Genomic DNA, 22139 nt, shown 5'->3' with positions numbered 1-22139 from the left:
GCTCCTTAGTGCTTGCGCGGGGCGAGGTAGGCCAGCCAGCGGCGCTCGGCCAGCTTGAACAGGCGCACCAGCATGAAAGTCAGGGCCAGGTAGATCAGCCCGGCGGTAATGAACGCCTCGAAGGGCAGGTAGTAACGGGCATTGAAGGTTTTAGCCGCGCCGGTGATATCGACCAGGGTGACGATCGAGGCCAGGCTGGTGGTCTGCAGCATCATCAGCACTTCATTGCTGTATTGCGGCAAGGCCCGGCGCAGGGCCGAAGGCAGCAGGATGCGCCGGTACATCGTCAGGCGCGACATGCCCATGGCCCGGGCCGCCTCGACCTCGCCACGGGCCGTGGACCGCAGGCTACCGGCCAGCAACTCGGCGCTGTAGGCGCTGGTGTTGATGGCAAACGCCAGGCAGGTGCAGAAGGTCGCGCTGGACAGGTACGGCCACAGCACACTGTGGCGCACCGCCTCGAACTGGGCCAGGCCGTAATAGATCAGAAACAGCTGCACCAGCATCGGCGTACCGCGGATCACATAGGTGTAGAGCCAGGCCGGATAGCGCAGCAGGCAGTTGCGCGAGACCCGCATCAGGGCCAGCGGGATCGCCAGCGCCAGGCCGCAGGCCAGGGAGATCAGCAGTACCTTCAAAGTCAGCAGGATGCCGTTGCAGTACAGCGGCAGGTTTTGCCAGATCAGCTGATAGTCGAGCATCAAACAACTCCCCTCACAGTTCGGCGGCTTTACAGCCGACCGAGTAGCGTTTCTCGACGCCGCGCAACAGCAGCAGCGACAGGCTGGTCAGCAGCAGGTACAGGCCGGCCACGGCAACAAAGAAGGTGAACGGCTGATGGGTGGCATCGGCCGCGTTCTTGGCCTTGAACATCATGTCCTGCAGGCCGATCACCGAAATCAGCGCGGTGGACTTGGTCAGTACCAGCCAGTTGTTGGTAAAGCCTGGCAGCGCCAGGCGTACCATCTGCGGCACGCTGATCCGCCAGAACACCTGCAGGGCGCTCATGCCGTAGGCTGCGCCGGCTTCGGCCTGGCCTTTGGGGATGGCCAGGAAGGCGCCACGGAAGGTTTCCGAGAGGTAGGCGCCGAAGATGAAGCCCATGGTGCAGACCCCGGCAATGAACGGGTTGATGTCAATGTACTGCTGGTAACCCAGGGCCAATGCCAGACGGTTGACCAGGTCCTGGCCGCCATAAAACACCAGCAGGATCAGCACCAGGTCGGGGATGCCGCGCACTACTGTGGTGTACAGCTCGCCCAGGCGGGCCAGCCATTTGAGTGGCGACAAGCGGCAGGCCGCGCCGAACAGGCCGAGGCAGATGGCCATGGCCATGGCCAGCAAGGCCAGGTTGATGGTCAGCCAGGCGCCATCGAGAATGCTCGATCCGTAGCCATGAAGCATGATGAAAGTCCTCGCCAGCCGGGCTTAGTGGCCGTAGATATCGAACGGGAAGTACTTGCTTTGCACCTGTTGGTAGGTGCCGTTGGCGCGGATCGCCGCGATGGCGGCGTTGAGCCTGGCCAGGTTGGCGCTGTCGCCCTTGCGCACGGCAATCCCGGCGCCGCGGCCGAAGTACTGCGGATCGCTGATATCCGGGCCGACCAGGGCAAAGCCTTGCCCGGCCGGGGTCTTGATGAAGCTCTCTGTGGTGTTGACGATGTCGGCGAGGGTGGCGTCCAGGCGTCCGGCGGCAAGGTCGAGAAAGGCTTCGTTCTGCGAGGCGTAGCGCACCACTTCGACGCCGGCGCTTTCCAGCTGCTCGGTGGCGAAGCGGTCGTAGGTCGAGGCGCGCTGTACGCCGACCCGCTTGCCCTTGAGATCGGTGGTTGGATCGTTGATCTGGTTGCCGGCCTTCATCGCGAACTTGCCGGGCGTGTGGTAGTACTTGTCGGTGAAATCGACCGATTTCAGCCGGTCCTCGGTAATCGACATCGACGACAGCACCGCGTCGATCTTGCGTACTTTCAATGACGGGATCATGCCGTCGAATTCCTGGATCACCCACTGACACTTGACCTGCATCTGCGCGCACAGGGCGTTGCCGATGTCGTAGTCAAAGCCTGCCAGTTCGCCTTGTGGCGTGCGGTAGGAGAAAGGCGGGTAGGCGGCCTCGATGCCGATGCGCAGGCTGCCTTGATCGGCCTGGGCGAATGCGCTGCAGGCACAGAGGGCCAGTGCGCCTACTAGAAGTCCGGTCTTGTTCATATTCTTGACTCCGGTGGGTGGGGTACGCATAGAAATGACATGAATAATTTCATAAATCAATTTTATGAAAATAAAAATATCAGTCCGGCGACTGACGGCATATCCGCGCAGGGGTTAGACTCAGCATTCGACCCAAGGAGAGCGCGGCATGGCCCCAGGCATTGGCGAAACCGGTGAGCCGTTCAAGCGGCTGTTCTTTGCCCTCGATTGCGGGCCAGAACAGCGCCGGGCCATTGCCCGATGGCGCGGCGAACTGGATATGGGCACCGCCCGGCCGGTACCGTCGGCGAACTTTCACCTGACCCTGATGTTCGTCGGTGCCGCCGGCACTGCTCAGTTGCCGGCGATCCTGGCTGCTGCCGCTGGTGTCAAGGTGCCTGGCGAGTTGCTGACGCTGGTGCTCGACCGGCTTGAGGTGTGGCGCCCGGCCAAGGCGTTGGTGCTGGTGCCCAGCCAGACGCCTGCGGCCTTGCGCCAGTTGGCGTACGCGTTGCAGCAGGCGATGCTGCCGTTGGGCATTGTCCAGGACCCACGGGACTACCGTCCGCACCTGACCCTGGCCCGCGACTACCGTGGTAGTGAGCCTGAAGCCCTGGAGCCGGCAGCCTTTATGCTGCGCGCGCGGCACTTCACCTTGTTCGAGTCGCGCAAGGGCCAGTACTGGTCGTTGGCGCAGTGGCCGTTCTAGTCTACGACGCGCTTCGCGCTTGCCCCGCGATGAGGCCGGTACAGCCAGCACATCAGGTGTTGTCTGGGTTACGAGCGCTTCGCGCCCGATCGCTGGCAAGGCCAGCTCCTACAAGTCCGGCGTACACCGATCCACTGTGGGAGCTGGCTTGCCAGCGATGGGGCCAGTACAGTCTGCACATCTGGGATGGCCTGGATGACGACCGCGAAGCGGTCGCAATCCAGGCGATGCTGGCGTATTTTCGATTGCCCAGTCCAAGAACCCGCTCATGATGCCCGCCCAACCTTTCCACCCCTGCCAGGCCCTCGCCGACCTTTTGTTGCCGCACTTGCCTGCGGACAACGGCGATGGCTCCCACGACCTGGCCCACATCCATCGGGTCTGGACCAACGCCCGAACCCTCCAGGCCAAGGAGGGCGGCGACCTGCAGATCCTTTTGGCCGCCGCCTTGCTGCACGATTGCGTTGCGGTCGAAAAAAATTCCCCGCTACGCGCCAAGGCGTCGACGCTGTCCGCAGAAAGGGCTGCAATACTGTTGGCCGAACTCGGCTGGCCTGCCGAGCGCATCAGCGCCGTGGCCCACGCCATCGCCACCCACAGTTTTTCTGCCGGCTTGCAGCCTGAAACCCTTGAGGCAAAAATTCTTCAGGACAGCGATCGTCTGGACGCCATCGGCATGGTCGGCGTGGCCCGTTGTTTCTACGTCGGCGGGCGCATGGGCTCTGCGCTATACGACTTCAACAACCCCACCGCGGCAGGGCGCGATTACCAGGATCGCCAGTTCAGCCTCGAACATTTCCACACCAAGTTGCTGAAACTGGCCTCGGGTTTTCAGACCGGGGAGGGCGCACGCCTGGCCGCCGAGCGGCATCGGCGCCTGGAGCTGTTCGTTGAAGGCTTCATGGACGAGATTGCCGGCCCTCAAGAGTGATGCGGGCAGCGGCGGATTCGTGCATTCTCGGCTGCCGAGCAACCTGAGCGAGAGCCACCGATGATCACCTGCTACCTGCGCTACGTCCTCGACCCCTACAAACTCGCCGAGTTCGAGCATTACGGCAAGCTCTGGATACCGCTGGTGGAGCGCTTCGGCGGCCAGCACCACGGCTACTTCCTGCCCTCCGAAGGCGCCAATAATATCGCCCTGGCGATGTTCAGCTTTCCAAGCCTTGCCGAGTACGAACGCTACCGCCAGGACTCGATGAACGACCCTGAGTGCCTGGCCGCCTTCCAGTACGCCCAGGACACCCGGTGCATCATTAGCTATGAGCGCTCGTTTTTCCGTCCGGTATTCGGTCAGGACTGATGAGCACGCTTTTTGATCTTGAGCTGTTCGTGCGCGTGGCCGACGAGGGCAGTCTGTCTGCTGCCGCGCGCAGCCTGGACATCACTCCGGCGGCCGCCAGCCTTGCGCTCAAGCGTCTGGAAACGCGCCTGCAGGTCCGCCTGTTTGCCCGTTCCACCCGCCAGCAACGGCTGACCGACGAAGGCCGTCGTTACCTCGACAGCGTGCGCCTGGCCCTGGGGGCCCTGGCCGAGGGGGAGCAGGCCCTGCGCGAACAGTCCCTGGCGATGGGCGGCCTGTTGCAACTGGCGGCACCGTCGGATTTTGGTCGCAGTGTGCTGTTGGCCTGGCTGGACGAGTTCAAGCGCGAGTTCCCGCGGGTGCAGCTGCAATTGCTGCTCAATGACCAGGCCAGCGACCTGTACCGCGAGCCGGTCGACGTCGCCTTGCGCTTTGGCGTGCCTGCCGACTCCGAGATGGTCGCCTTGCCGATTCTGCTCGATCACCACCGTGTTGCCTGTGCCAGCCCCGAGTACCTGGCCCGCCATGGCGCACCGTCGACGCCCCAGGACCTGGCCCGCCATCAGTGCGTGATCTATCAGCGCAACGGGCGACCTTACGACCTGTGGCGTTTTGCGCGCGGCACTGAAGTGAGCGAAGTACGGGTGCAGGGCGAGTATCGCTGCGACGACGGTGAAGTCGCCCGGCGCTGGGCCCTGGCCGGGCATGGCGTGGCGTACAAGGCCTGGCTGGATGTGGCCGCGGACGTCGAGGCCGGGCGCCTGCTGCCGCTGCTGGGCGAGTGGCAGGGCGAGCACGTTCCGGTGTACCTGATGTGCCCGCACCGGGCGCAGGTGACCGAGCGGGTCAAAGCGCTGCAGGCCTTTCTGCAAACACATTCAGCCAGGCTGAAGCGACCAGCAGCAACGCCAACAGTTGATTGAAGCGCCGCAATCGCGCACTACCGACGCCCAACAGGGCGTGGGCATGCACGACCATAACCCGTTTGCGCGGCGGGGTTTAGAACAATTGTGCGCTCAGCTCACATCGGCAACGAGCGGTTGTCGATAACCCGCTTCATCACCAGGGTCGAGGTCAGGCGCTGGACATTGGGCAGTGCCGACAGTTGCTCATCGTACAACTGCTGAAAGGCGGGAAGGTCGCGGCTGACCACCTGCAGCAGGTAGTCCGGATCACCAAACAGCCGCTGCGCCTCGACGATCTGCGGGATCTCCTGCAACGCCGCTTCAAAAGCGCTCACCGCCTGGCGATCACCTTCGCGCAAGGTCACGAACACCATCGCCGAGAAGTTCAGCCCCAGGGCTCCCGGTGCCAGTTGCGCGCGGTAGCCCTGGATCACCCCGGATTGCTCCAGGGCACGCAGCCGACGGTGGCAGGGCGACAGGCTCAAACCCACCCGGTCGGCCAGTTCGGTCACCGACAGGCGTCCGTCGTTTTGCAGTTCAGCAAGAATCTTGCGGTCAATCCTGTCCATTGGGAAGAACCTTTCTCCATAGGCGGGCAAGGCTGGAATATTCGAAAGATAATCCTACCAGCTTTTCTCTAATCTCCCTCCGGACTCCATATCCGGACTGAGAGAGCACGATGCAGACAACAAACTTCCAGGCGCAGCCCCAGGCGGTGCGACCATGACCTTGAACATGCTGGCCGCTTTCTGGGCGGTATCCTTGTTGTTCGTGATCACCCCGGGCGTGGACTGGGCTTATGCCATTTCTGCCGGTATGCGCGGCCGGGTGGTGGTGCCTGCCGTGACCGGGCTGTTGCTCGGGCACCTGGCGGCAACCCTGGTGGTCGCCGCCGGGGTTGGCGGGCTGGTGGCGAGCAACCCGATGGCCCTGACGCTGCTGACGGTGGCGGGCTCGGCTTACCTGCTGTGGCTGGGCGTGAACATGCTCATCCATCCTTCGGTACCACAAGCCGGGCAGGCGCAGGCGTCGGCCTCCTGGGCACGCTGGACACTCAAAGGCGCCTGCATCAGCGGTTTGAACCCCAAGGTGTTTCTGTTGTTTCTGGCCTTGCTGCCGCAATTTACCGATGCCATGGCCGCTTGGCCTGTGCCGGTGCAGATCATCACCCTGGGCCTGGTCCATGCCTTCAGTTGCGCTGTGGTCTATCTATTGGTGGGCTTTGGCTCGCAGGCGGTGCTGCAGGCGCGGCCCACGGCGGCGAAAGTGGTCAGCCGGGTGTCGGGGCTGGCGATGATCCTGATTGCCGCGGTTTTGCTCGTCGAACAGTGGCTCGGCCACCTTCGAATGCTCTGAATTTGACCGCTGATCAAGGGAAAAGCGCTTTTGCTCTTTCGACTTGGGGCAAGGGAAGGCACAATGCGTGTCCTTTTTTTGGCCGGCCTGGCCGGGGGCCTCGAATTGATCAAAACGCCGTACTACCTCATCGATAAAACCAAGCTGCTGCGCAACATGGAAAAAATCGCCTACGTGCGCGAGCAGTCCGGGGCCAAGGCCCTGCTGGCACTCAAGTGCTTCGCCACCTGGTCGGTATTCGACCTGATGCAGCAGTACATGGACGGCACTACTTCGTCGTCGCTGTACGAGCTCAAGCTCGGCCGCCAGAAGTTCGCCGGCGAGACCCACGCCTACAGTGTGGCCTGGGCCGACGATGAAATCGAAGAGATGCTCGACAACTGCGACAAGATCATCTTCAACTCCATCGGCCAGCTGCAACGCTTTGCCGACGCCTCTGAAGGCAAGGTCCGCGGCCTGCGCGTCAACCCGCAGGTGAGCAGCTCCGACTACCTGCTGGCCGACCCGGCGCGCCCGTTCAGCCGCCTGGGCGAGTGGGACCCGGTGAAGGTCGAAGCCGTCATCGAGAAGATCTCCGGCTTCATGTTCCACAACAACTGCGAGAACAGCGACTTCGACCTGTTCGACCAGATGCTCGGCACCATCGAAGAGCGCTTCGGCCACCTGCTGTACAAGGTCGAGTGGGTCAGCCTCGGCGGCGGCATCCACTTCACCGGGGAAGGCTATGCACTCGACGCCTTCTGCGCGCGCCTGAAAGCCTTCTCCGAGAAGTACGGCGTGCAGGTTTACCTGGAGCCGGGCGAAGCGGCGATCACCCAGAGCGCCTCGCTGGAAGTGACCGTGCTCGACACCCTCTACAACGGCAAGCACCTGGCCGTGGTCGACAGCTCGATCGAAGCGCACATGCTCGACCTGCTGATCTACCGCCTGAACGCCAAGCTGGCGCCAAGCGAGGGCGAACACACCTACATGGTATGCGGCAAATCCTGCCTTGCCGGGGACATTTTCGGCGAATACCAATTCGATCGTCCGCTGGCCATCGGCGATCGGCTGTCGTTTGTTGACGCAGCGGGTTACACCATGGTCAAGAAAAACTGGTTCAACGGCTTGAAAATGCCGTCCATCGTAGTGAAACAACTCGACGGTAGTGTCGAGCTGGTTCGTGAATTCGGGTTCGAAGACTACTTGTCCAGCCTGTCGTAAGCTGGCAGTAAAGGAGAGAAAGAGAAATTGAAGAAGAACGTTCTTATCATTGGTGCAGGAGGTGTCGCCAAGGTGGTGGCCCACAAGTGCGCGCAGCACAACGACGAACTCGGTCGTATTGCTATCGCGTCGCGCAACATCTCCAAATGCCAGGCCATCATCGACAGCGTCAAGGCCAAGGGTAGCCTCAAGCAACCTGCAGAGATCAAGGCCTTCTCGTTGAATGCGCTGGACGTCGAAGCGACCAAAGCGCTGATCCGCGAAACCGAATCGCAAATCGTCATCAACGTCGGTTCCGCTTTCCTCAACATGTCGGTGCTGCGTGCCTGCATCGATACTGGCGTGGCCTACCTGGACACCGCCATTCACGAAGAACCGGGCAAGATCTGCGAGACGCCGCCCTGGTATGGCAACTACGAGTGGAAACACCTCGAGGAATGCCAACAAAAGAACGTTACCGCCATTCTTGGCGTGGGCTTCGATCCGGGCGTGGTCAACGCCTATGCGGCCCTGGCCAAGCAACAGTATTTCGACAGCATTGATTCGATCGACATTCTCGACGTCAATGCCGGATCCCACGGCAAGTACTTTGCCACCAACTTCGACCCGGAAATCAACTTCCGCGAGTTCACCGGGCAGGTGTGGAGCTGGCAGAACAGCCAGTGGACCAGCAACACCATGTTCGAAGTCAAACGTACCGACGACCTGCCGGTAGTCGGTTCGCAGAACCTGTACCTGACCGGCCATGACGAAGTGCACTCGCTGTCGAAGAACCTCGACGTGCCGAACGTGCGTTTCTGGATGAGCTTCGGCGAGCACTACATCAACGTCTTCACCGTGCTGAAGAACCTTGGCCTGCTTTCCGAGCAACCGGTCAAGACCGCCGAAGGCCTGGAAGTGGTGCCGCTTAAAGTGGTCAAGGCCGTGCTGCCCGATCCTGCCTCGCTGGCGCCGGGGTACACCGGCAAGACCTGCATCGGCGACCTGGTCAAAGGCACCAAGGACGGCCAGCCGCGCGAAGTGTTCATCTACAACGTAGCTGATCACGAGGAGGCCTACGCCGAAACCGATAGCCAGGGCATTTCCTACACCGCAGGCGTGCCGCCAGTCGCCGCAGCGCTGCTGGTTGCCCGTGGCGAGTGGGACGTGCAGCGCATGGTCAACGTCGAGGAGCTGCCAGCCGAGCCGTTCCTCAAGGCGCTGGACGTGATGGGCCTGCCGACTCGGGTTAAAGACGAGAACGGCGACCGTCCGTGGAACTGAGTTCCACGCGGCGGTAAAACACCGGCTGCGCCAGGTTGTGCGCAGCCGGTGAACGGTCGAGGCGCCGATCTGGCGCCTCGATTCAGAGTAAGTGGCTGTTTTAACAACAATTTGTGCAGTCAGGGGCTTCCCAGACACGACAAAGTTTGCTAAATTGTCGACCATTCTTGCAACGGCCCTCACGGGGCTGGCAGCGTAGGCCCGCAACGTCTCAGGTTGCACCACGTTGCATCATCGCAAGCGAGTGCCAGGCACTCATCGCTACAGCTACAGGGGCGTCGCCAAGCGGTAAGGCAGCAGGTTTTGATCCTGCCATGCGTTGGTTCGAATCCAGCCGCCCCTGCCATTTTCTCGTTGTACCTTTCCTCTTAGTCAGTCTCTGCACATCAGGTGTTGCTGAGTTGCGAGCGCCTTGCGCTCGATCGCTGGCAAGCCAGCTCCCACAGTGATTGCCACGCCAGTGCACCTCCTGTCATTGTTGCAACCTGTTTCCCTTTGGCAAGGACTGCCTGCATGGCACTGCACCTCTGGCTCACCTTTTCCCTGGCATACCTGCTGACCTCCCTGACCCCCGGCCCCAACGTTCTGCTGACCGTGCGCAATGCCTTGCGCCATGGCCCGGCAGGCATGGGCGTGACCTTGTTCGGCAACCTGCTGGCGCAACTGCTGGTCATCAGTGCCGTGGCCTGGGGCGTGGGGGCGATGTTGCTGGCGTTGCCGACGGCGTTCCTGGTCTTGAAGGTGGTAGGCGCGGGGTACTTGATCTACCTCGGTGCACGCCAGCTGTTTGCGCGCAAATCGGTTCCGGCCGCTGCCGCCGAAGTCGCCGTGCCGGCAGCACAATCGAAATGGCGGATCGGCACTGAAGCCTTCCTGGTCTCGGCCAGCAACCCGAAAACCCTGATCTTCTTCTGCGCCTTCCTGCCGCAGTTCCTCGACCATGGCCGGCCGATCGCCGAGCAGTTCACGGTCATGTACCTGACCAGCGCCGCCATCGTTTGCGGCGTGCACTCGTGCTACAGCTTCAGTGCCATGCACTTTCGCAAACACGTGAACGCCTCGCGCGTGGTTGCCGCACTCAAGCGTGCAACGGGTGCCTTGTTCATCGGCCTGGGGGTGCGCTTGTTGAGTGCCAAGGCGGTATAAGGCAGCGGACTAGAAATGTCGCACGGCGCCCATGCTGACCATGGCCGCCAACCCCAGCAGGCAGGTGATTGCCACGGCATAGGCGATCGTGCGCCACGGTTGCCAGCGTGCCAGGAAGGTCAGCGTGTGCACCATGCGTGCGACGGTGAACAGCACCATCAGCCCGGCGGTGAGCATGAACGGCGGGTTGAATACCAGGCACAACGCGCCCAACACGAAAAACAGCGGGATGTTCTCCAGGTCATTGGCCCAGGCCTGGGCCGCGCGGCGGACTTGCGGCAACTCCTCGGGGCTCGCCGGGCGGCCGACAAAACCAGCATCTTCGGGGTGCTTGAAGGTCAGGCGGCTGATGCGATAAAAACCCTGATAGCAAGAGATCGCCAGCATCTTCACAAACAGAACGACCACGCAAAGGGCGTAGATGGAGAGGAGCGCGTTCATCTTCATTCCTTGAAAACAGGGAGCGCGATCATCGCCCAGATTGCGCAGGCGCGTATATGCGAAAAATGCCCGCTCCAGGAAGGAGCGGGCTTGTCCTGCGATTGGGGGCGATTTACGGCAAGGCGTATGCCATCACATAGTCGCCACGATCAGTCGACTGGCGCGCACCACCGGCGGTGATGACCACATACTGCTTGCCGGTTTTCGGCGACACATAGGTCATCGGGCCACCCTGGCTGCCCACTGGCAGGCGGGCTTTCCAGATTTCTTCGCCATTGGCGCTGTTGAAGGCGCGCAGGTAGAAGTCCTGGGTGCCGGCAATGAACACCAGGCCGCCCTGGGTCGACAGGGTGCCGCCGAGGGTCGGCAGGCCAACCTTGATCGGCAGGTGCATGCGGATACCCAGGGGGCCGGTGTCTTCAACGGTGCCGACCGGCACTTGCCAGGCAACTTTCTGGGTCTTCATGTCGATGGCGGTGAGGGTGCCGAACGGCGGCGCCTGGCACGGAATGCCGGCCACCGACAGGAAGCGGTTCTTGTTCACCGCATAGGGCGTGCCCTTGAGCGGGACCGCGCCCATGCCGGTGTTCAGCGCTTCACCACCGGAGGCGGCCTGGGCCTTGTTCTGCGACGGGATCATCTGAATCCACAGGCCCAGGCGCATGTCGTTGACGAAGATAAAACCATGCACCGGGTCGGTGGAGATACTGCCCCAGTTCATGCCGCCCAGCGAGCCCGGGAAGCTCAGCGCCAGGTCGGTGCCGGGCGCTGTGTAAAGGCCGTCATAGCGCATCTTCTTGAAGTCGATGCGGCACAATAGCTGGTCATACGGGGTGGCGCCCCACATGTCCGACTCGGTCAGTTGCTGGGCACCGATCTGCGGCATGCCCACCGATTTTGGCTGGGTTGGCGAGTACGGCTCGTTGGGGATGTTGCCCGGCTTGACCGGGGTTTCCAGCACCTCGGTCAGCGGCTTGCCGGTGGCACGGTCGAGCACGTAGATCTGCCCGGCCTTGGTACCGATGACCACGGCCGGCACCGACTGGCCATCGGCCTTGGTGAAGTCGATCAGGCTCGGCTGCATCGGCAGGTCAAAGTCCCAGAGGTCGTTGTGCACGGTCTGGTACACCCACTTCTCTGCGCCGCTGCTTGCGTCCAGGGCCAGCACCGAAGCGCCGTACTTGTGGTTCAGCTCGGTACGCTCGACGCCGTAGAGGTCGGTGGACGAGCTGCCCATCGGCAGGAACACGGTGTTCATCGCCGGGTCGTAGGACATCGGCGCCCAGCTGTTGGGGGTACTGCGCACGTAGGTGCTGTCGCCGGTCGGGGCATTGCGGTCTTCAGGATTGCCCGGGTCGAAGGCCCAGCGCATCTGCCCGCTGATCACATCAAAGCCACGGATCACGCCACCTGGCATGTCGGTCTGGACGTTGTCGGCAACCCGACCACCGACCACCACCGTGGTGCCGGCCATCAGCGGCGCCGAGGAGAGCTGGTAGAAGGCGTCCGGGACATTGCCCAGGCCGGCCTTGAGGTCAACCTGGCCGTTGCTGCCAAAGCCCTGGCAGAACTCACCGGTATCGGCGTCGACCGCGATCAGGCGGGCGTCGATGGTGTTGGTCAGCAAGCGGCGCTGGCAGTTGGCGCCGGCCGGCACACTGGCGGCGATGATTGGCGAGCTGTTCGCCTGGGTCGGTTGGGCGATCGGTGCGCTGGCATCGAAGTAGGCCATGCCGCGGCAACGCTGCCAGACTGCCGATTTGGCGTTGATCTCGTTCTTCCACAGCGCTTTGCCGGTGTCGGCATCGAGGGCGATCAGGTTGTTGTGCGGGGTGCAGATGAACACCTTGTTGCCGACCTGCAGCGGCGTCAGCTGGTCCTCGGCGCCGTTGCCGTCGCTGATGGCCAGGTCACCGGTGTGGTAGGTCCAGGCCACTTTCAGTTTGTCGACGTTGGCGCGGTTGATCTGGTCGAGTGCGGCGAAACGGCTGCCGCCTTCGGTATTGCCGTAGTGAGCCCAGTCCTTCTGCGCCTTGGCCGGGTCGACCGTGGTCAGGCCCGGGCCGTCACCGCTTGGGGCAACGCTTGGGTGGGCGACGAACATATTGCCGGCTGCCACCGCCAGGGCAATTGCCAGCACAGCGGCCAGGCCATAGGCGCCACGGCCTGGCGTAGCGCCAGCAGCACGCTTGAGCAGCGGATAGACCAGCGCCACCGCCAGACCCATCGCGCCGAACATGAACAGGCGCGAGAACAGCGGCCAGAACACCAGGCCGACATCGGCCACGGCCCAGATCGCGGTGCCGATCAGAAAGGCGGCGAACAGCCAGGCGCCGGCCGGCTTGCGGCGGGCGATCAGCAGGCCAGAAAGCGCCATCAGCAAACCGCCGATCAGGAAGTACCAGGAACCGCCCAGGCTGACCAGCTTCACGCCACCGGCGGCTAGCGCAAGGCCGAGCAGGGCGATGATCACGCCCAGGCCAACCAGGATGAATGTTGAGGCGCCAGTGGCGCGCGGTGAGTGCGTCATGTCGAATAAAACTCGAAGGAAGGAGTGGCCGAATGGTATACCCTTAGCAAGCTAATTAACAAGTTAGTACATAATTGCGACGGCCGTTGCTCTGCGGTTGAAAAAGGGCAGAAGTGCCCTATCTGCCTGGCCCTGGCCTCAATCTGAAAAACCGCTCACTCGAACAGCACATCGGCAGCCAGTTGCGGATACTCAACCTGCATAGCGGCCAGGCACTTTTGCAGCAGCTCGGCATCCCTCGGCAACCGGCTGGAAAAAGCGTCCCACCCACTGATCTGCAATTGCCTAGGCATCTGCACAAGCCCGGTAATCGCATCCCAGAAGGCATCCCAGTTACAGCCATACCAATCGGGAAAGCCGAGGGCATCCCTCAACAGGCAATGCAGCTCCTTGGCGCTTGTCACCTTGCCCAGATCAATCCCTACAACCTGCAGGCGACTCAATTGAAATGCCCCAGATAGGTGAGTATGGCTGTGCTTTGCGGTTGCCGTGGATGCGATCCATCCGGCGAACGTCGATCCCCATAGATCGCGTTGTCGCCGACGATGATGAAATGACTGAAACCGTCCAGAGACCGGGAACACAACAGCGCTTTCTGCGCCTCGTTGGCCACCAGGCTCTGCACATACTCCAGCGATTCATCCAGCTCGACAAAGTCCGAATCCATGAAGAATTCAAGCTCCTGGGCCAGACGCCAGGTGGGATTGCGTGCTTCCCAGGCCTGGTACTCGTCTGCGCTTGCCTCGGCCGACGGCTCGGGTTGCCACTGCTCGAAGGCGAACAGCTGAGCATGGGCTTCGCTCTCGAAGGTGGCGGCGAAGAGGTGGAAGGGGTAGTAGGTTGGATCATCCATAATCGGCCTTGCTGAGTGTCCTGAACGGGGCTGCAGGTTACCAGTGATCAACGGTTAATTTTTGCCGAGTTCGCAGGTGTAGATTGGTCCGGGACCTCCCAGTGCAAGGAGCGGATCTGTGGGAGGCAGCACGGATTACGACCGCTACGCGCTCGATCGCAGGCAAGCCTGCTCCCACAGGTCTGGCGCACACAGATCCACTGTAGGAGCGGGCTTGACCCGCGATGGGGCCAGTCCAGCCAGCACGTCAGTTGTCGCCTGGATTACGTCCTTTGCGTGCTTGATTGACTGCTGCACGGTGGTTTCAATACTTGCTCGCCTGCACCAGCCCAGCGCCAATCATTAACCAGACAAAGCCAATGACTGTCAGCCAGACTGACCAAAGCATTCGGCGTTTGAGGGGGAGGGGGAAGCGGCGGAATTCTTCAGCATCAAGCAATCCTCTTCGTATATGCAGATGCGGACAGATCAATACTCCCGCCGCTGAGTAAACCAAATTCCAACGCGACGTAAAGCTGGATGTTCCCTGCGAGCGCTTCTGCGACTCAAACCAGGGGTTGCTCTGAATTGCCGAAATAAGCACAAGGAAATCGCGGCTACAAGCGATATACGCACTCATCATCAACCCGGTCAAACCGACCAGAAAAGGGGAGAGGCCGAAGATAATTTTGATTCCTAATGGCCAACTGTCGATATTGATCATTCCTACGCCTCATAGATCAAGTCACCCACCCACTCCCCGAATGCTCCGCCCGCGATACCCCCGGCAAGCGACCCACCCCCGACCAGAACAATCCCACAAACCGGTACACCTAATCCGCCACTCGCTACGGCAAACACACCACATAGAGCAGTAGCGGCAACGAATCCGGCTTTGGCACCGTACGTTCCACCGATAAGCCCCCCGGTAAAGCTACCCGTCGCGGTAAACCGGATCCTTTTGCATTCATCCGTCTCCCCAACCCGACATGCATCCCGCACCGTCAACCACGACGCCGTCCCACCCAACCCGATCCCGACATACCCTCCATACTTAAGATACTTGGCCGTCTTCGCCACCTGGTCCAAATGCGTAGCGTACCCGGGAATCTGCCCGGCCCCGCCGGCCCGGCTCCAGCGGTGCACCAGGCTACGCGTCGAAATTCCCAGGCCCTTGCGCAAGCTGTCGTAGCTCCCCAGGTTCAGCTGCTTGTTCAGGAAGGCACTCTTGAGCTGCGCATCAAGCTGCAAGTGCAGCCGTCGGCGGGCGTTGAAGAAGTCTGCGCTGTTCAACTTGCCGCTGCGGCTGAATTCGCGTTGATGCAATTGCTCGATACTGCGCAACGTTGCTTCGACCTGGCGCAGGCCCTTTTCCAGCATGTCCTTGCCGACCCCCATAGCCTGGCTCGCACCCGCGGACAGCCCGGCAATCTCGGCCTGATGGCGCATCATGAAATTGGCCTCTTCAGCACTGAGTGCAGCCAGGCTTTCGCGCACCTGCGCCGCAGCCGTCATCAGCTCGGCCTCTTCACGCGTGCAGGCATTGCCAATGTCCGGGTCAGCAATGACGAAGATTTCCCCCGCCTTGAAGCCACTGGCAAAGGTCGGGTTAAGTCGCTGTAATCGAGCGATCAACTGAGGCCCCTGTTCTGCCGTCAGCAGGGCCAGCACCTGGGCACCGGTCATGCTGCGCGGCACGATGTAGAAGCCTGGCTGCAACGTGCCGCTTGCGGCGGTCATCGCAGGAGGTGGGGAAAAAACGGGGGATGGCGTCCTTGTCATGCGCAGGTTCCTTGGGCAATGAAGCCCGGAACCTAGCACTGGTGTTTACGGCTTAACGCACCGCTGGACGGAATCGGAATCGTCCCACGGCAAAATCGGATTGATCCAATACGCCTAGAATGTCTGGCCAAGAACCCTTTGGGTGCTGGCGTGCCAGCGATGGCCACGTTCACTCGAACACCCAATCAGCAGCCAGCTGCGGATACTCAACCTGCAGTTTGCGTTTTTCAGGGGCCCGCTCAACCACCCGTCGGGCATAACGCACTTTTGCCACTACCCCCTGGCCAGTCCGGTTTTCCCTGCTTAACTGATCAGGGCTGCCAGGCAGGCAGCTATGCGCCCAGGGAGGGTTCCATACCCGTTGCACCTCGGCAGACCGTGCCTGTTTGGGCATGGCTGTGCCGGACCGCAGCGTCTTCGCCGCAGGCAATCTGCGCATGACGCCATCGTGGAGGTCGCAACGCCGTTCGCCTGCATCCAACTGCGCGCCAAGGAAGTCGCCCGCCAGAAACAGCCCACGCGCTTGTTTCCACTCATTGATTGCATTGGAGGCACCATGACTGACTCAGTACAAGCACCCGTGATAGGACTGTTCCCACTGTCCTATGTTATCGGCACCGATGCGCCCGGCGCTCAGCGCCTGGTTCTCGACCTGCTGGTGCACCCGGCCGATCGCACCCTGCGCGGCACCGCTCAGATTACCCAGTCCAGCAATCCGCCGCTGGACCTGCACCTGGAGGTGTGGGGTACCTACAGCTACCAGCTGTTCCTGCCGCCGAGCCCGAGCAGCATCCTCATCACCCTGCAGGGCAACCATGGCGGCCCTACTGCCAACTCGCCGATTATCTTCAGCCTGCACCTGGCGGTCGGCACGGACTGGCAAAAAGGCCAGGCCGGCTACCGTTACCTGAACAGCCAGGGGCAATGGATTGTGGTCGAGGCGCCGGCACACCGGGAAGACACCCGCATCAAGGCCTTCGGTGACCTCGATATCCCAGCGCTGTTGCACGCCGCCACCCTGGAGGCGGCGATTGCCACTGGCGATCTCGCCCACCTCAAGGCCCTGGCCGCCGGTGATGCGGGTACTGCCCTGACCACCGCCATTGAATCGACCAAGAGCGCTTCCGGCAAAGCCGGCAAATCCAGCCGCGCCTGAACAGACAAGGAGTCGCACCATGCCTGCAATTGGACTGTTCCATACCCGCCTCAACGTCCGCACCGGTCTGCTCGGTGCTCCGGTCCTGACCCTCGATCTGCTGGTCAACACCGTGCAGAAGAAGATCACCGGCGTGGCCAGCATTTTCGCGGCCACTTACCCTCCGCTGAACTTCCACGCCGACGTGTGGGGGGACTATTCCGACCTCAAGCTTGGCCTCAAAGGTGAGGGCCATATCGTCCTCAACCTGACCGGCAGCCCGAGCGGCCCGTTCAGCACCCTGGAGCAGACCTTCCATCTGCACGGGATTCTCAGTGCCAACTGGGCTCGCGGTACCGCCAGCTATCGCTACCTGCCGCTGGATGGCAGGCCATGGCAGGTGGTGCCCCATGCCAGCGTACGCCAGGCACCGACTGAAACTCACCAGGCCCAGAAGGACGTCAGCGAACGTAGCCGCAATCGCTTGCAGGCGGCGATTGATCAGCTGAAAAGCGCTTAAACACGTGTGGGAGGAGGGCAGCCCGGGGTGACTGGGCTGTCTTGCTTACCCTTGCAAAGGCTGTAGGAATTAGGCTAGATCGAGGCATAGGTGTCTCGTTGCCAGGGTCGATCCATGCCGCTGATTTTTCACAAGATGCACGCCAATGGCGACGACTTCGTTATCGTCGATGCGCGCAACGCCTCCAACCCCATCACCAGCACGCTCGCTCGGCGGCTGGGTGATCGCGTCAGCGGCATCGGCTTCAATCAACTTGCAGTCGTGCTTGATTGCCAAGAGGCTGATGCGCGACTGCTGTTCTGGAATGCCGATGGCTCCCCGCTGGACGTTTGCGGCAGCGCAACACGGGGTGCTGCGCAGCGGTTGATGCATGAAGCGAACACCACGTCGATAACCTTGCGCACCAACCGTGGGCTACTGACGTGCGAACGAACGGCAACGGGCGCCATTGCCGTCAGCATGGGTGTGCCGCTGTTCGGCTGGTCGGATGTTCCGCTGGCTGAAGCAATGGATACGGCTGTATTGCCACTGGCCGGGGACCCCAGCGCCTGCAGCATGGGCAACCCGCACTGCAGCTTTTTTGTCGATGATCTGGCGGTCATTGACCTGGCGGCTATCGGCCCGAGCATCGAAACCCATCCGCTGTTCCCCAACCGGACCAACGTGCATTTCGTTCAGGTCATCGACCGAAGCCACATCCGCTTGCGCATCTGGGAGCGTTGGGGCGGCATTCCATTGGGTTCAGGGTCTTGCTCCTGTGGTGCGGTGGTCAACGGCATCCGTCGCGGCCTGCTGGACCCTTGCGTTGAGGTGGAATGTGATGGCGGGACGGTCACTGTGCAATGGGATGGCGTGGGCCCGGTCTTTCTCACCGGGCCGGTCGCCTTGAGCTACTCGGGAGAACTTGCCGATAGCCTCTAGCCCCGAGCTCCCAGCTTCGCGAAAGCGATTTTTATCCCAACCAGCACTGGCGCCGCCACGGCAAACAGCAGCGTCACGGCCATGAACGCACTGTCGAAGGCAATCACCTGGGCCTGCCCGGACAGCGCCCGCCCCAGCAAATTTGTCGCCGCCCGCGCAGCCGCCGCTGCATCCATGCCTTTACCCATCAGCAACACCGTACTGGTGGTCAAGCGCTCCATCATCGCCGCGCTGCCGGGCGTAACACTGGTGCCGAGCACCACGGCATTGGTCGCGACGTCATGCTCGATCAGGGTCTGCAACCCGGCCACACCCATCAGCCCGCCTAACTGCCGCCCGGCATTGAACAGGCCAATGCCGGCCGCCAGGTTGCGGCTGTTGAGGTGAGTGAAGGCAATCAGGGTGATCGACAAAAACAGAAAACCCAAGCCCAGCCCGCGCAATACAATGGCCGCCATCATGTTTGCGCTGCCGCTTTCGCTGGTCGAGCCAGACAGCATCCACATGGCGATCATGATCAGCCCGATGCCAAAGGGCACCGTGGCAAACGGCGGCACCCCACGTGCCTGCATGAGGTAGGCCGAAACCAGCAGCGCACCAACGAAAAACGCGCCACTGGGTAACAGCAACAAACCGGCACTCGTCGGGGTAAAGCCAAGCACCGACAAGGCAAATGCCGGGATCAGGTACGCACTGCCAAACAAGGCCGCACCGGCGACAAAACTGACGATAAAGGCGAAGGCAAAATCGCTCGATTGGAACAGGCTGAAGTCGAGCAGACCTCGACCCTTGGCCAGCACTTGCTGACCGAGAAACACCAGCAGCGCCGCTGCGCCAATCACCGTCAGCCAGCGGATGCGAGGCTCCTCGAACCAGTCCCAGCGGCTGCCCTGGCTGAGCACGTAGGTAAAGCACAACAGCGCAGTGGCGAGGAAAAACAAGCCAAGCCAGTCAAACGGCAGCTGTCGGGCTTTGGCCGGCTTCGGCACGTCGGCGAGCAGCACAAGCCCACCGGCCAGCAGCGCCAGCGGCACGACGCTGAAGAAGATCCAGGTCCACGACTGGCTGTCCAGCAACCAGCCTTGCAGGGCCGGGGCCAGGGTCGCCGGGGCAACCACGGCGCCCATGGCGAACAGCGCTTGAATGAGCGGTTGCCAGGCGCGCGGGTAGGCCCGAAACAGGAGCATCTGACCGCCGACCAGCAGGGTGCCGCCGGCAAAACCCTGCGCCACCCGCAACGCAATCAGCAACTGCAGTTGCGTGGTGTAAACCGCGATGGCGCAAGCCAGGCCCATGGCCAGGGTCGCACCGATGAGTACCTGCCGGGGATCGAAGCGCTTGAGCAGCCAGGCGGCGCTCATGAAACCGATCAGTTTGAACCCGGTGTAGCCGATATCCAGCCAGGCGAACTCATCGGGTGTGGCATAGGTGTCGCCGATGATGTCGCCGCGCCCCAGCGCCAGCACGGTACTGGCGATGGCCTCGGTCAGGGTGGCGAGCAGCATGCCGACCACCAGCAGGCTAGCGCCGCCGCGCTTCACGAGCCACCGCCATGGGCCACCTCGACCCGCGCCGACAGGCCCGGCACGATGCGCCCGGGCAGGGGGTTATGGGCCAGGCGGATCTTCACCGGCACACGCTGCACGACCCGGACGAAATTGCCGGTGGCGTTGTCGGCCGGCAGCAGGCTGAACGCCGAACCGCTGCCGGGGGCAAAGCTGTCGACCACGCCTTCCAGCACGTCGTCGGGGTAGCCGTCGACGGTGATGCGCACGCGCTGGCCAGGGTGGATCGGCCCAAGCTGGGTTTCCTTGAAATTGGCCACCACCCACACATCGTTGACCGGCACGATATCGAGCAAGGCCACGCCGGTGGTCACAAAGCGCCCGACCCGCACCTGGCGATTGCCGACCACGCCATCCACCGGGGCGCGCACCACCGTGCTGTCCAGGTCAATCCGCGCCAGGTCCCGCGCGGCCTGGGCCTGGGCTACGGCAGCAACGGCGGCTTGACGCTGGGCAAGCAGCACGGCGATGTGCTGCTGTTGCGCGTCTACCGAGGCCGAGGCGGCAGACACCGTCGCCGCGGCTTTTGATTGCGCCGCGCCGGTTTCATCGACCAGGGCCTGGCTGACGGCGTTGCTGACGATCAGCTTGCGGCTGCGGTCGTGGGTTTTGCTCGCCAGGTTCATTTCGGCGGCGGCCGAGCGCCGCTGGGCCTCGGCCTGGCGAATCAGTGCGCGTTGCAGCTGGGTTTGGGCATCGACATGGCTCAGGCGCGCCTGGGCCGCGTTGTAATTGGCTTCGGCCTGGTCCAGGTGAGCGCGGTAGTCCTGGTCGTCGATGCGAAACAGCACGTCACCGGCGCGCACGCTCTGGTTGTCCTGGACCTGGACCGCGGTCACGTAGCCGGCCACCTTGGCCGCTAGCGAGGTGACGTCGCCGCGCACGTAGGCGTTGTCGGTGGAGGTGCTGGCGTCGCTGAACCCTGCCGCCCAGCCAGCCACCAACACCGCCAGGGCACTGGCGCAAAGCAGCAGGCCGATGACCTTGCGCTTGCCGCGCCGTGGCGCTGCCGGTGCTGTCTCGACGTCGGGGGAGGGCTCGAGCGCGTTCATGATCGGTGTCCTGTTCAATGCCGGCGCCTGCGGCAGCCGAAGCTGGCGAGGGTCACCTGGCGTGGTTACTTTTTAACGGGCTTGACCAGCTCCTGCTCGCTGCTGTCGAGCACGAACACCGCCAGCAGGCGGGCCGGCTCGGTGCTGCTGGCATTAGCGCTGACCGCATGAAAGGCGCCGGGCTCCTCGACGAAATGTTCCCCGGCCTTGTAGACCTTCTCCGGGCCGTCACCGACCTTGCTGCGCACCGCGCCTTCGAGCACCGTGGCGTAGATGAACGCCGACTTCGGATGCAGGTGCGCCGGTGATGCGCCGCCCGGCGCGTATTCCACCAGCACGCCCTTCATGCTCTTGCCCGGCACATTGGGCAGGGCGCGGTCGAACACCACGCTGACCTTGCCCGGTTGCGGTTCGCCAGCCCAGGCGCTGGTGATCGACAGGCTGGCAAAGGCGGCGGCGAGAACCAATCGGCTAAACATGGCAATGCTCCTTCAATGAGTGGGTGAGCGTGTCTCAGCGCGGTGCCTGGGGGGTGGATTGCGCCAGCCAGTCCTCGAAGCGGATCGCACCCAGGCGCGGATTGCTGCCGGGGGTCAGCGACTGGTCGTCGAGTACATCGCCGAAGTAGCGCGCGTGCACATCCGGCACCACCTTGCGGGTGTCGTCGGTGGCGCGGAACAAACGCCGCACCAGCTCATCCAGCGGCAGGGCTTCGGGGCCGGCGACTTCCACGGTGGCGTTGAGCGGCGCCGCCAGGGCCACATCGGTGAGCGCTGCAGCGACATCATCGGAAGCCATGGGCTGGATCAGCGCCGGTGACAGGCGTACTTCGTCGCCAACCATGGCTGCCTGGGCAATGCCGCCGACAAACTCGAAGAACTGCGTGGCGCGCAGCAGGGTGAAGGGCTGGCCGGACGCCTTGATCAGGTTCTCCTGGGCGACCTTGGCACGAAAGTAGCCGTTGGCCGGCAGCCGCTCGCTGCCGACGATCGACAGCGCCACATGATGGCCGACGCCGGCAGCGGCTTCGGCGGCCAGCAGGTTGCGGGTGGAGGTTTCAAAGAACTCCAGCACCGCCTGGTCTTCCCACGACGGCGCGTTGGCCACATCGACCACCACCTGGGCGCCATCCATCGCCTCGGCCAGGCCCTCGCGGGTAATGCTGTTGACCCCAGTGTTGGGCGAGGCGGCGACGGCGTCATGGCCGCGCTCGCGCAGGTTTTTCACCAGTTTCGATCCGATGAGGCCGGTGCCTCCGATGACGACGATTTTCATGGGGACTCTCCGCT

Annotated in this window: 25 protein-coding genes and 1 tRNA gene; 12 read left to right on the top strand and 14 right to left on the bottom strand. The window is 62.6% G+C overall.

Going from position 1 to position 22139, the window contains the following annotated elements; all coding sequences use genetic code 11:
• Positions 1–5: 5 nt before the first annotated feature.
• From NLX68_RS17215 to NLX68_RS17205, 3 genes are read right to left on the bottom strand one after another with little or no spacing between them, the layout of a single operon-like run.
• On the bottom strand, positions 6–704 hold the full coding sequence (locus tag NLX68_RS17215) for an ABC transporter permease (protein WP_254284964.1): 699 nt from the start codon (positions 702–704) through the stop codon (positions 6–8).
• 10 nt (positions 705–714) lie between these two features.
• Entirely contained in the window at positions 715–1404 is a 690-nt protein-coding gene (locus tag NLX68_RS17210; RefSeq protein ID WP_010225298.1) for an ABC transporter permease, read from the bottom strand.
• Positions 1405–1428: 24 nt separating this feature from the next.
• The gene (locus NLX68_RS17205) at positions 1429–2208 is read right to left on the bottom strand and encodes an ABC transporter substrate-binding protein (protein WP_254284963.1); all 780 of its coding nucleotides are present in this window, start codon (positions 2206–2208) and stop codon (positions 1429–1431) included.
• A gap of 148 nt (positions 2209–2356) precedes the next feature.
• On the opposite strand from NLX68_RS17205, the gene thpR reads away from it, so the two are divergent.
• The 4 genes from thpR (at position 2357) to NLX68_RS17185 (ending at position 5122) form a co-directional block, all read left to right on the top strand.
• Positions 2357–2896, top strand: coding sequence for an RNA 2',3'-cyclic phosphodiesterase (gene thpR / locus NLX68_RS17200; RefSeq protein WP_254284962.1), 540 nt, complete (start codon positions 2357–2359; stop codon positions 2894–2896).
• 271 nt (positions 2897–3167) lie between these two features.
• Positions 3168–3827, top strand: a complete 660-nt coding sequence (locus tag NLX68_RS17195) for an HD domain-containing protein (RefSeq protein WP_254285079.1) — start codon at positions 3168–3170, stop codon at positions 3825–3827.
• A gap of 60 nt (positions 3828–3887) precedes the next feature.
• A complete protein-coding gene (locus NLX68_RS17190) occupies positions 3888–4199 on the top strand; it encodes an NIPSNAP family protein (RefSeq protein ID WP_010224063.1) in 312 nt (103 codons plus the stop codon).
• Positions 4199–5122 (top strand): LysR family transcriptional regulator, encoded by a 924-nt coding sequence (locus NLX68_RS17185; RefSeq protein WP_254284961.1) that lies wholly within the window; start codon positions 4199–4201, stop codon positions 5120–5122. Before NLX68_RS17190 ends, NLX68_RS17185 begins: the two co-directional genes overlap by 1 nt.
• Positions 5123–5220: 98 nt before the next feature.
• Here NLX68_RS17185 and NLX68_RS17180 read toward each other — a convergent pair whose 3' ends face one another.
• The gene (locus tag NLX68_RS17180) at positions 5221–5673 is read right to left on the bottom strand and encodes an Lrp/AsnC family transcriptional regulator (RefSeq protein WP_254284960.1); all 453 of its coding nucleotides are present in this window, start codon (positions 5671–5673) and stop codon (positions 5221–5223) included.
• A gap of 154 nt (positions 5674–5827) precedes the next feature.
• On the opposite strand from NLX68_RS17180, the gene NLX68_RS17175 reads away from it, so the two are divergent.
• The 5 genes from NLX68_RS17175 (at position 5828) to NLX68_RS17155 (ending at position 10072) form a co-directional block, all read left to right on the top strand.
• Complete coding sequence (locus NLX68_RS17175; protein ID WP_254284958.1) at positions 5828–6460, top strand: LysE family translocator; 633 nt, start codon at positions 5828–5830, stop codon at positions 6458–6460.
• Positions 6461–6565: 105 nt separating this feature from the next.
• Positions 6566–7663, top strand: coding sequence for a carboxynorspermidine decarboxylase (gene nspC / locus NLX68_RS17170; RefSeq protein WP_254285078.1), 1098 nt, complete (start codon positions 6566–6568; stop codon positions 7661–7663).
• Positions 7664–7690: 27 nt separating this feature from the next.
• Positions 7691–8926, top strand: coding sequence for a saccharopine dehydrogenase family protein (locus tag NLX68_RS17165; RefSeq protein ID WP_036996162.1), 1236 nt, complete (start codon positions 7691–7693; stop codon positions 8924–8926).
• Positions 8927–9197: 271 nt separating this feature from the next.
• Positions 9198–9272: transfer RNA gene (locus NLX68_RS17160), tRNA-Gln, on the top strand.
• Between the two features lie 167 nt (positions 9273–9439).
• Complete coding sequence (locus NLX68_RS17155) at positions 9440–10072, top strand: LysE family translocator (protein ID WP_254284956.1); 633 nt, start codon at positions 9440–9442, stop codon at positions 10070–10072.
• Between the two features lie 9 nt (positions 10073–10081).
• On the opposite strand, the gene NLX68_RS17150 is transcribed toward NLX68_RS17155, so the two are convergent.
• The 6 genes from NLX68_RS17150 to NLX68_RS17125 all read right to left on the bottom strand — a co-directional run bounded on the left by NLX68_RS17150 (position 10082) and on the right by NLX68_RS17125 (position 15657).
• Positions 10082–10513 (bottom strand): MAPEG family protein, encoded by a 432-nt coding sequence (locus tag NLX68_RS17150; protein ID WP_254284955.1) that lies wholly within the window; start codon positions 10511–10513, stop codon positions 10082–10084.
• Positions 10514–10625: 112 nt separating this feature from the next.
• Positions 10626–13043, bottom strand: a complete 2418-nt coding sequence (locus NLX68_RS17145; RefSeq protein WP_254284953.1) for a glucose/quinate/shikimate family membrane-bound PQQ-dependent dehydrogenase — start codon at positions 13041–13043, stop codon at positions 10626–10628.
• A gap of 155 nt (positions 13044–13198) precedes the next feature.
• Positions 13199–13486: a barstar family protein gene (locus NLX68_RS17140; protein ID WP_254284952.1), complete on the bottom strand. Its 288-nt coding sequence runs from the start codon at positions 13484–13486 to the stop codon at positions 13199–13201.
• Entirely contained in the window at positions 13483–13896 is a 414-nt protein-coding gene (locus tag NLX68_RS17135) for a DUF1367 family protein (RefSeq protein ID WP_254284951.1), read from the bottom strand. The genes NLX68_RS17140 and NLX68_RS17135 overlap by 4 nt, the downstream gene beginning before the upstream one ends.
• Positions 13897–14200: 304 nt before the next feature.
• Positions 14201–14599: a hypothetical protein gene (locus NLX68_RS17130; RefSeq protein ID WP_254284949.1), complete on the bottom strand. Its 399-nt coding sequence runs from the start codon at positions 14597–14599 to the stop codon at positions 14201–14203.
• 2 nt (positions 14600–14601) lie between these two features.
• Positions 14602–15657, bottom strand: a complete 1056-nt coding sequence (locus NLX68_RS17125; protein WP_254284948.1) for a hypothetical protein — start codon at positions 15655–15657, stop codon at positions 14602–14604.
• A gap of 556 nt (positions 15658–16213) precedes the next feature.
• Here NLX68_RS17125 and NLX68_RS17120 point away from each other — a divergent pair.
• The 3 genes from NLX68_RS17120 (at position 16214) to dapF (ending at position 18233) form a co-directional block, all read left to right on the top strand.
• Positions 16214–16813 (top strand): DUF1842 domain-containing protein, encoded by a 600-nt coding sequence (locus NLX68_RS17120; RefSeq protein ID WP_254284946.1) that lies wholly within the window; start codon positions 16214–16216, stop codon positions 16811–16813.
• 19 nt (positions 16814–16832) lie between these two features.
• Entirely contained in the window at positions 16833–17312 is a 480-nt protein-coding gene (locus NLX68_RS17115) for a DUF1842 domain-containing protein (RefSeq protein ID WP_254284945.1), read from the top strand.
• A 114-nt stretch (positions 17313–17426) separates the two neighbouring features.
• Positions 17427–18233: a diaminopimelate epimerase gene (gene dapF / locus NLX68_RS17110; protein ID WP_254284944.1), complete on the top strand. Its 807-nt coding sequence runs from the start codon at positions 17427–17429 to the stop codon at positions 18231–18233.
• Here the strand turns inward: dapF and NLX68_RS17105 are convergent.
• The 4 genes from NLX68_RS17105 to NLX68_RS17090 form a co-directional block, all read right to left on the bottom strand.
• Complete coding sequence (locus NLX68_RS17105; protein ID WP_254285077.1) at positions 18230–19738, bottom strand: MFS transporter; 1509 nt, start codon at positions 19736–19738, stop codon at positions 18230–18232. The genes dapF and NLX68_RS17105 overlap by 4 nt on opposite strands.
• Before the next feature lie 32 nt (positions 19739–19770).
• Positions 19771–20850 carry an HlyD family secretion protein gene (locus NLX68_RS17100; RefSeq protein WP_254284943.1) on the bottom strand — a complete coding sequence of 360 codons (1080 nt, stop codon included), beginning with the start codon at positions 20848–20850 and terminating at the stop codon, positions 19771–19773.
• A 65-nt stretch (positions 20851–20915) separates the two neighbouring features.
• Positions 20916–21329 carry a cupin domain-containing protein gene (locus NLX68_RS17095; RefSeq protein WP_254284942.1) on the bottom strand — a complete coding sequence of 138 codons (414 nt, stop codon included), beginning with the start codon at positions 21327–21329 and terminating at the stop codon, positions 20916–20918.
• Positions 21330–21363: 34 nt separating this feature from the next.
• The gene (locus NLX68_RS17090) at positions 21364–22125 is read right to left on the bottom strand and encodes an SDR family oxidoreductase (RefSeq protein WP_233674716.1); all 762 of its coding nucleotides are present in this window, start codon (positions 22123–22125) and stop codon (positions 21364–21366) included.
• Between the last annotated feature and the right edge of the window lie 14 nt (positions 22126–22139).

The organism is Pseudomonas sp. SBB6, from assembly GCF_024213215.1.
Classification (GTDB): domain Bacteria; phylum Pseudomonadota; class Gammaproteobacteria; order Pseudomonadales; family Pseudomonadaceae; genus Aquipseudomonas; species Aquipseudomonas donghuensis.
This window is presented reverse-complemented; position numbering and strand designations above follow the sequence as displayed.

Coding starts and splice junctions, on each gene's coding strand:
- NLX68_RS17175 (WP_254284958.1), top strand. CDS start 5,828: ATGACCTTGAACATGCTGGCCGCTTTCTGGGCGGTATCCTTGTTGTTC.
- NLX68_RS17145 (WP_254284953.1), bottom strand. CDS start 13,043: ATGACGCACTCACCGCGCGCCACTGGCGCCTCAACATTCATCCTGGTT.
- NLX68_RS17150 (WP_254284955.1), bottom strand. CDS start 10,513: ATGAACGCGCTCCTCTCCATCTACGCCCTTTGCGTGGTCGTTCTGTTT.
- NLX68_RS17185 (WP_254284961.1), top strand. CDS start 4,199: ATGAGCACGCTTTTTGATCTTGAGCTGTTCGTGCGCGTGGCCGACGAG.
- NLX68_RS17115 (WP_254284945.1), top strand. CDS start 16,833: ATGCCTGCAATTGGACTGTTCCATACCCGCCTCAACGTCCGCACCGGT.
- NLX68_RS17210 (WP_010225298.1), bottom strand. CDS start 1,404: ATGCTTCATGGCTACGGATCGAGCATTCTCGATGGCGCCTGGCTGACC.
- NLX68_RS17180 (WP_254284960.1), bottom strand. CDS start 5,673: ATGGACAGGATTGACCGCAAGATTCTTGCTGAACTGCAAAACGACGGA.
- dapF (WP_254284944.1), top strand. CDS start 17,427: ATGCCGCTGATTTTTCACAAGATGCACGCCAATGGCGACGACTTCGTT.
- NLX68_RS17155 (WP_254284956.1), top strand. CDS start 9,440: ATGGCACTGCACCTCTGGCTCACCTTTTCCCTGGCATACCTGCTGACC.
- NLX68_RS17105 (WP_254285077.1), bottom strand. CDS start 19,738: ATGCTGCTCGCCACCCTGACCGAGGCCATCGCCAGTACCGTGCTGGCG.
- thpR (WP_254284962.1), top strand. CDS start 2,357: ATGGCCCCAGGCATTGGCGAAACCGGTGAGCCGTTCAAGCGGCTGTTC.
- NLX68_RS17130 (WP_254284949.1), bottom strand. CDS start 14,599: ATGATCAATATCGACAGTTGGCCATTAGGAATCAAAATTATCTTCGGC.
- NLX68_RS17190 (WP_010224063.1), top strand. CDS start 3,888: ATGATCACCTGCTACCTGCGCTACGTCCTCGACCCCTACAAACTCGCC.
- NLX68_RS17090 (WP_233674716.1), bottom strand. CDS start 22,125: ATGAAAATCGTCGTCATCGGAGGCACCGGCCTCATCGGATCGAAACTG.
- NLX68_RS17195 (WP_254285079.1), top strand. CDS start 3,168: ATGCCCGCCCAACCTTTCCACCCCTGCCAGGCCCTCGCCGACCTTTTG.
- NLX68_RS17125 (WP_254284948.1), bottom strand. CDS start 15,657: ATGACAAGGACGCCATCCCCCGTTTTTTCCCCACCTCCTGCGATGACC.
- NLX68_RS17100 (WP_254284943.1), bottom strand. CDS start 20,850: ATGAACGCGCTCGAGCCCTCCCCCGACGTCGAGACAGCACCGGCAGCG.
- NLX68_RS17205 (WP_254284963.1), bottom strand. CDS start 2,208: ATGAACAAGACCGGACTTCTAGTAGGCGCACTGGCCCTCTGTGCCTGC.
- NLX68_RS17120 (WP_254284946.1), top strand. CDS start 16,214: ATGACTGACTCAGTACAAGCACCCGTGATAGGACTGTTCCCACTGTCC.
- NLX68_RS17135 (WP_254284951.1), bottom strand. CDS start 13,896: ATGGATGATCCAACCTACTACCCCTTCCACCTCTTCGCCGCCACCTTC.
- NLX68_RS17095 (WP_254284942.1), bottom strand. CDS start 21,329: ATGTTTAGCCGATTGGTTCTCGCCGCCGCCTTTGCCAGCCTGTCGATC.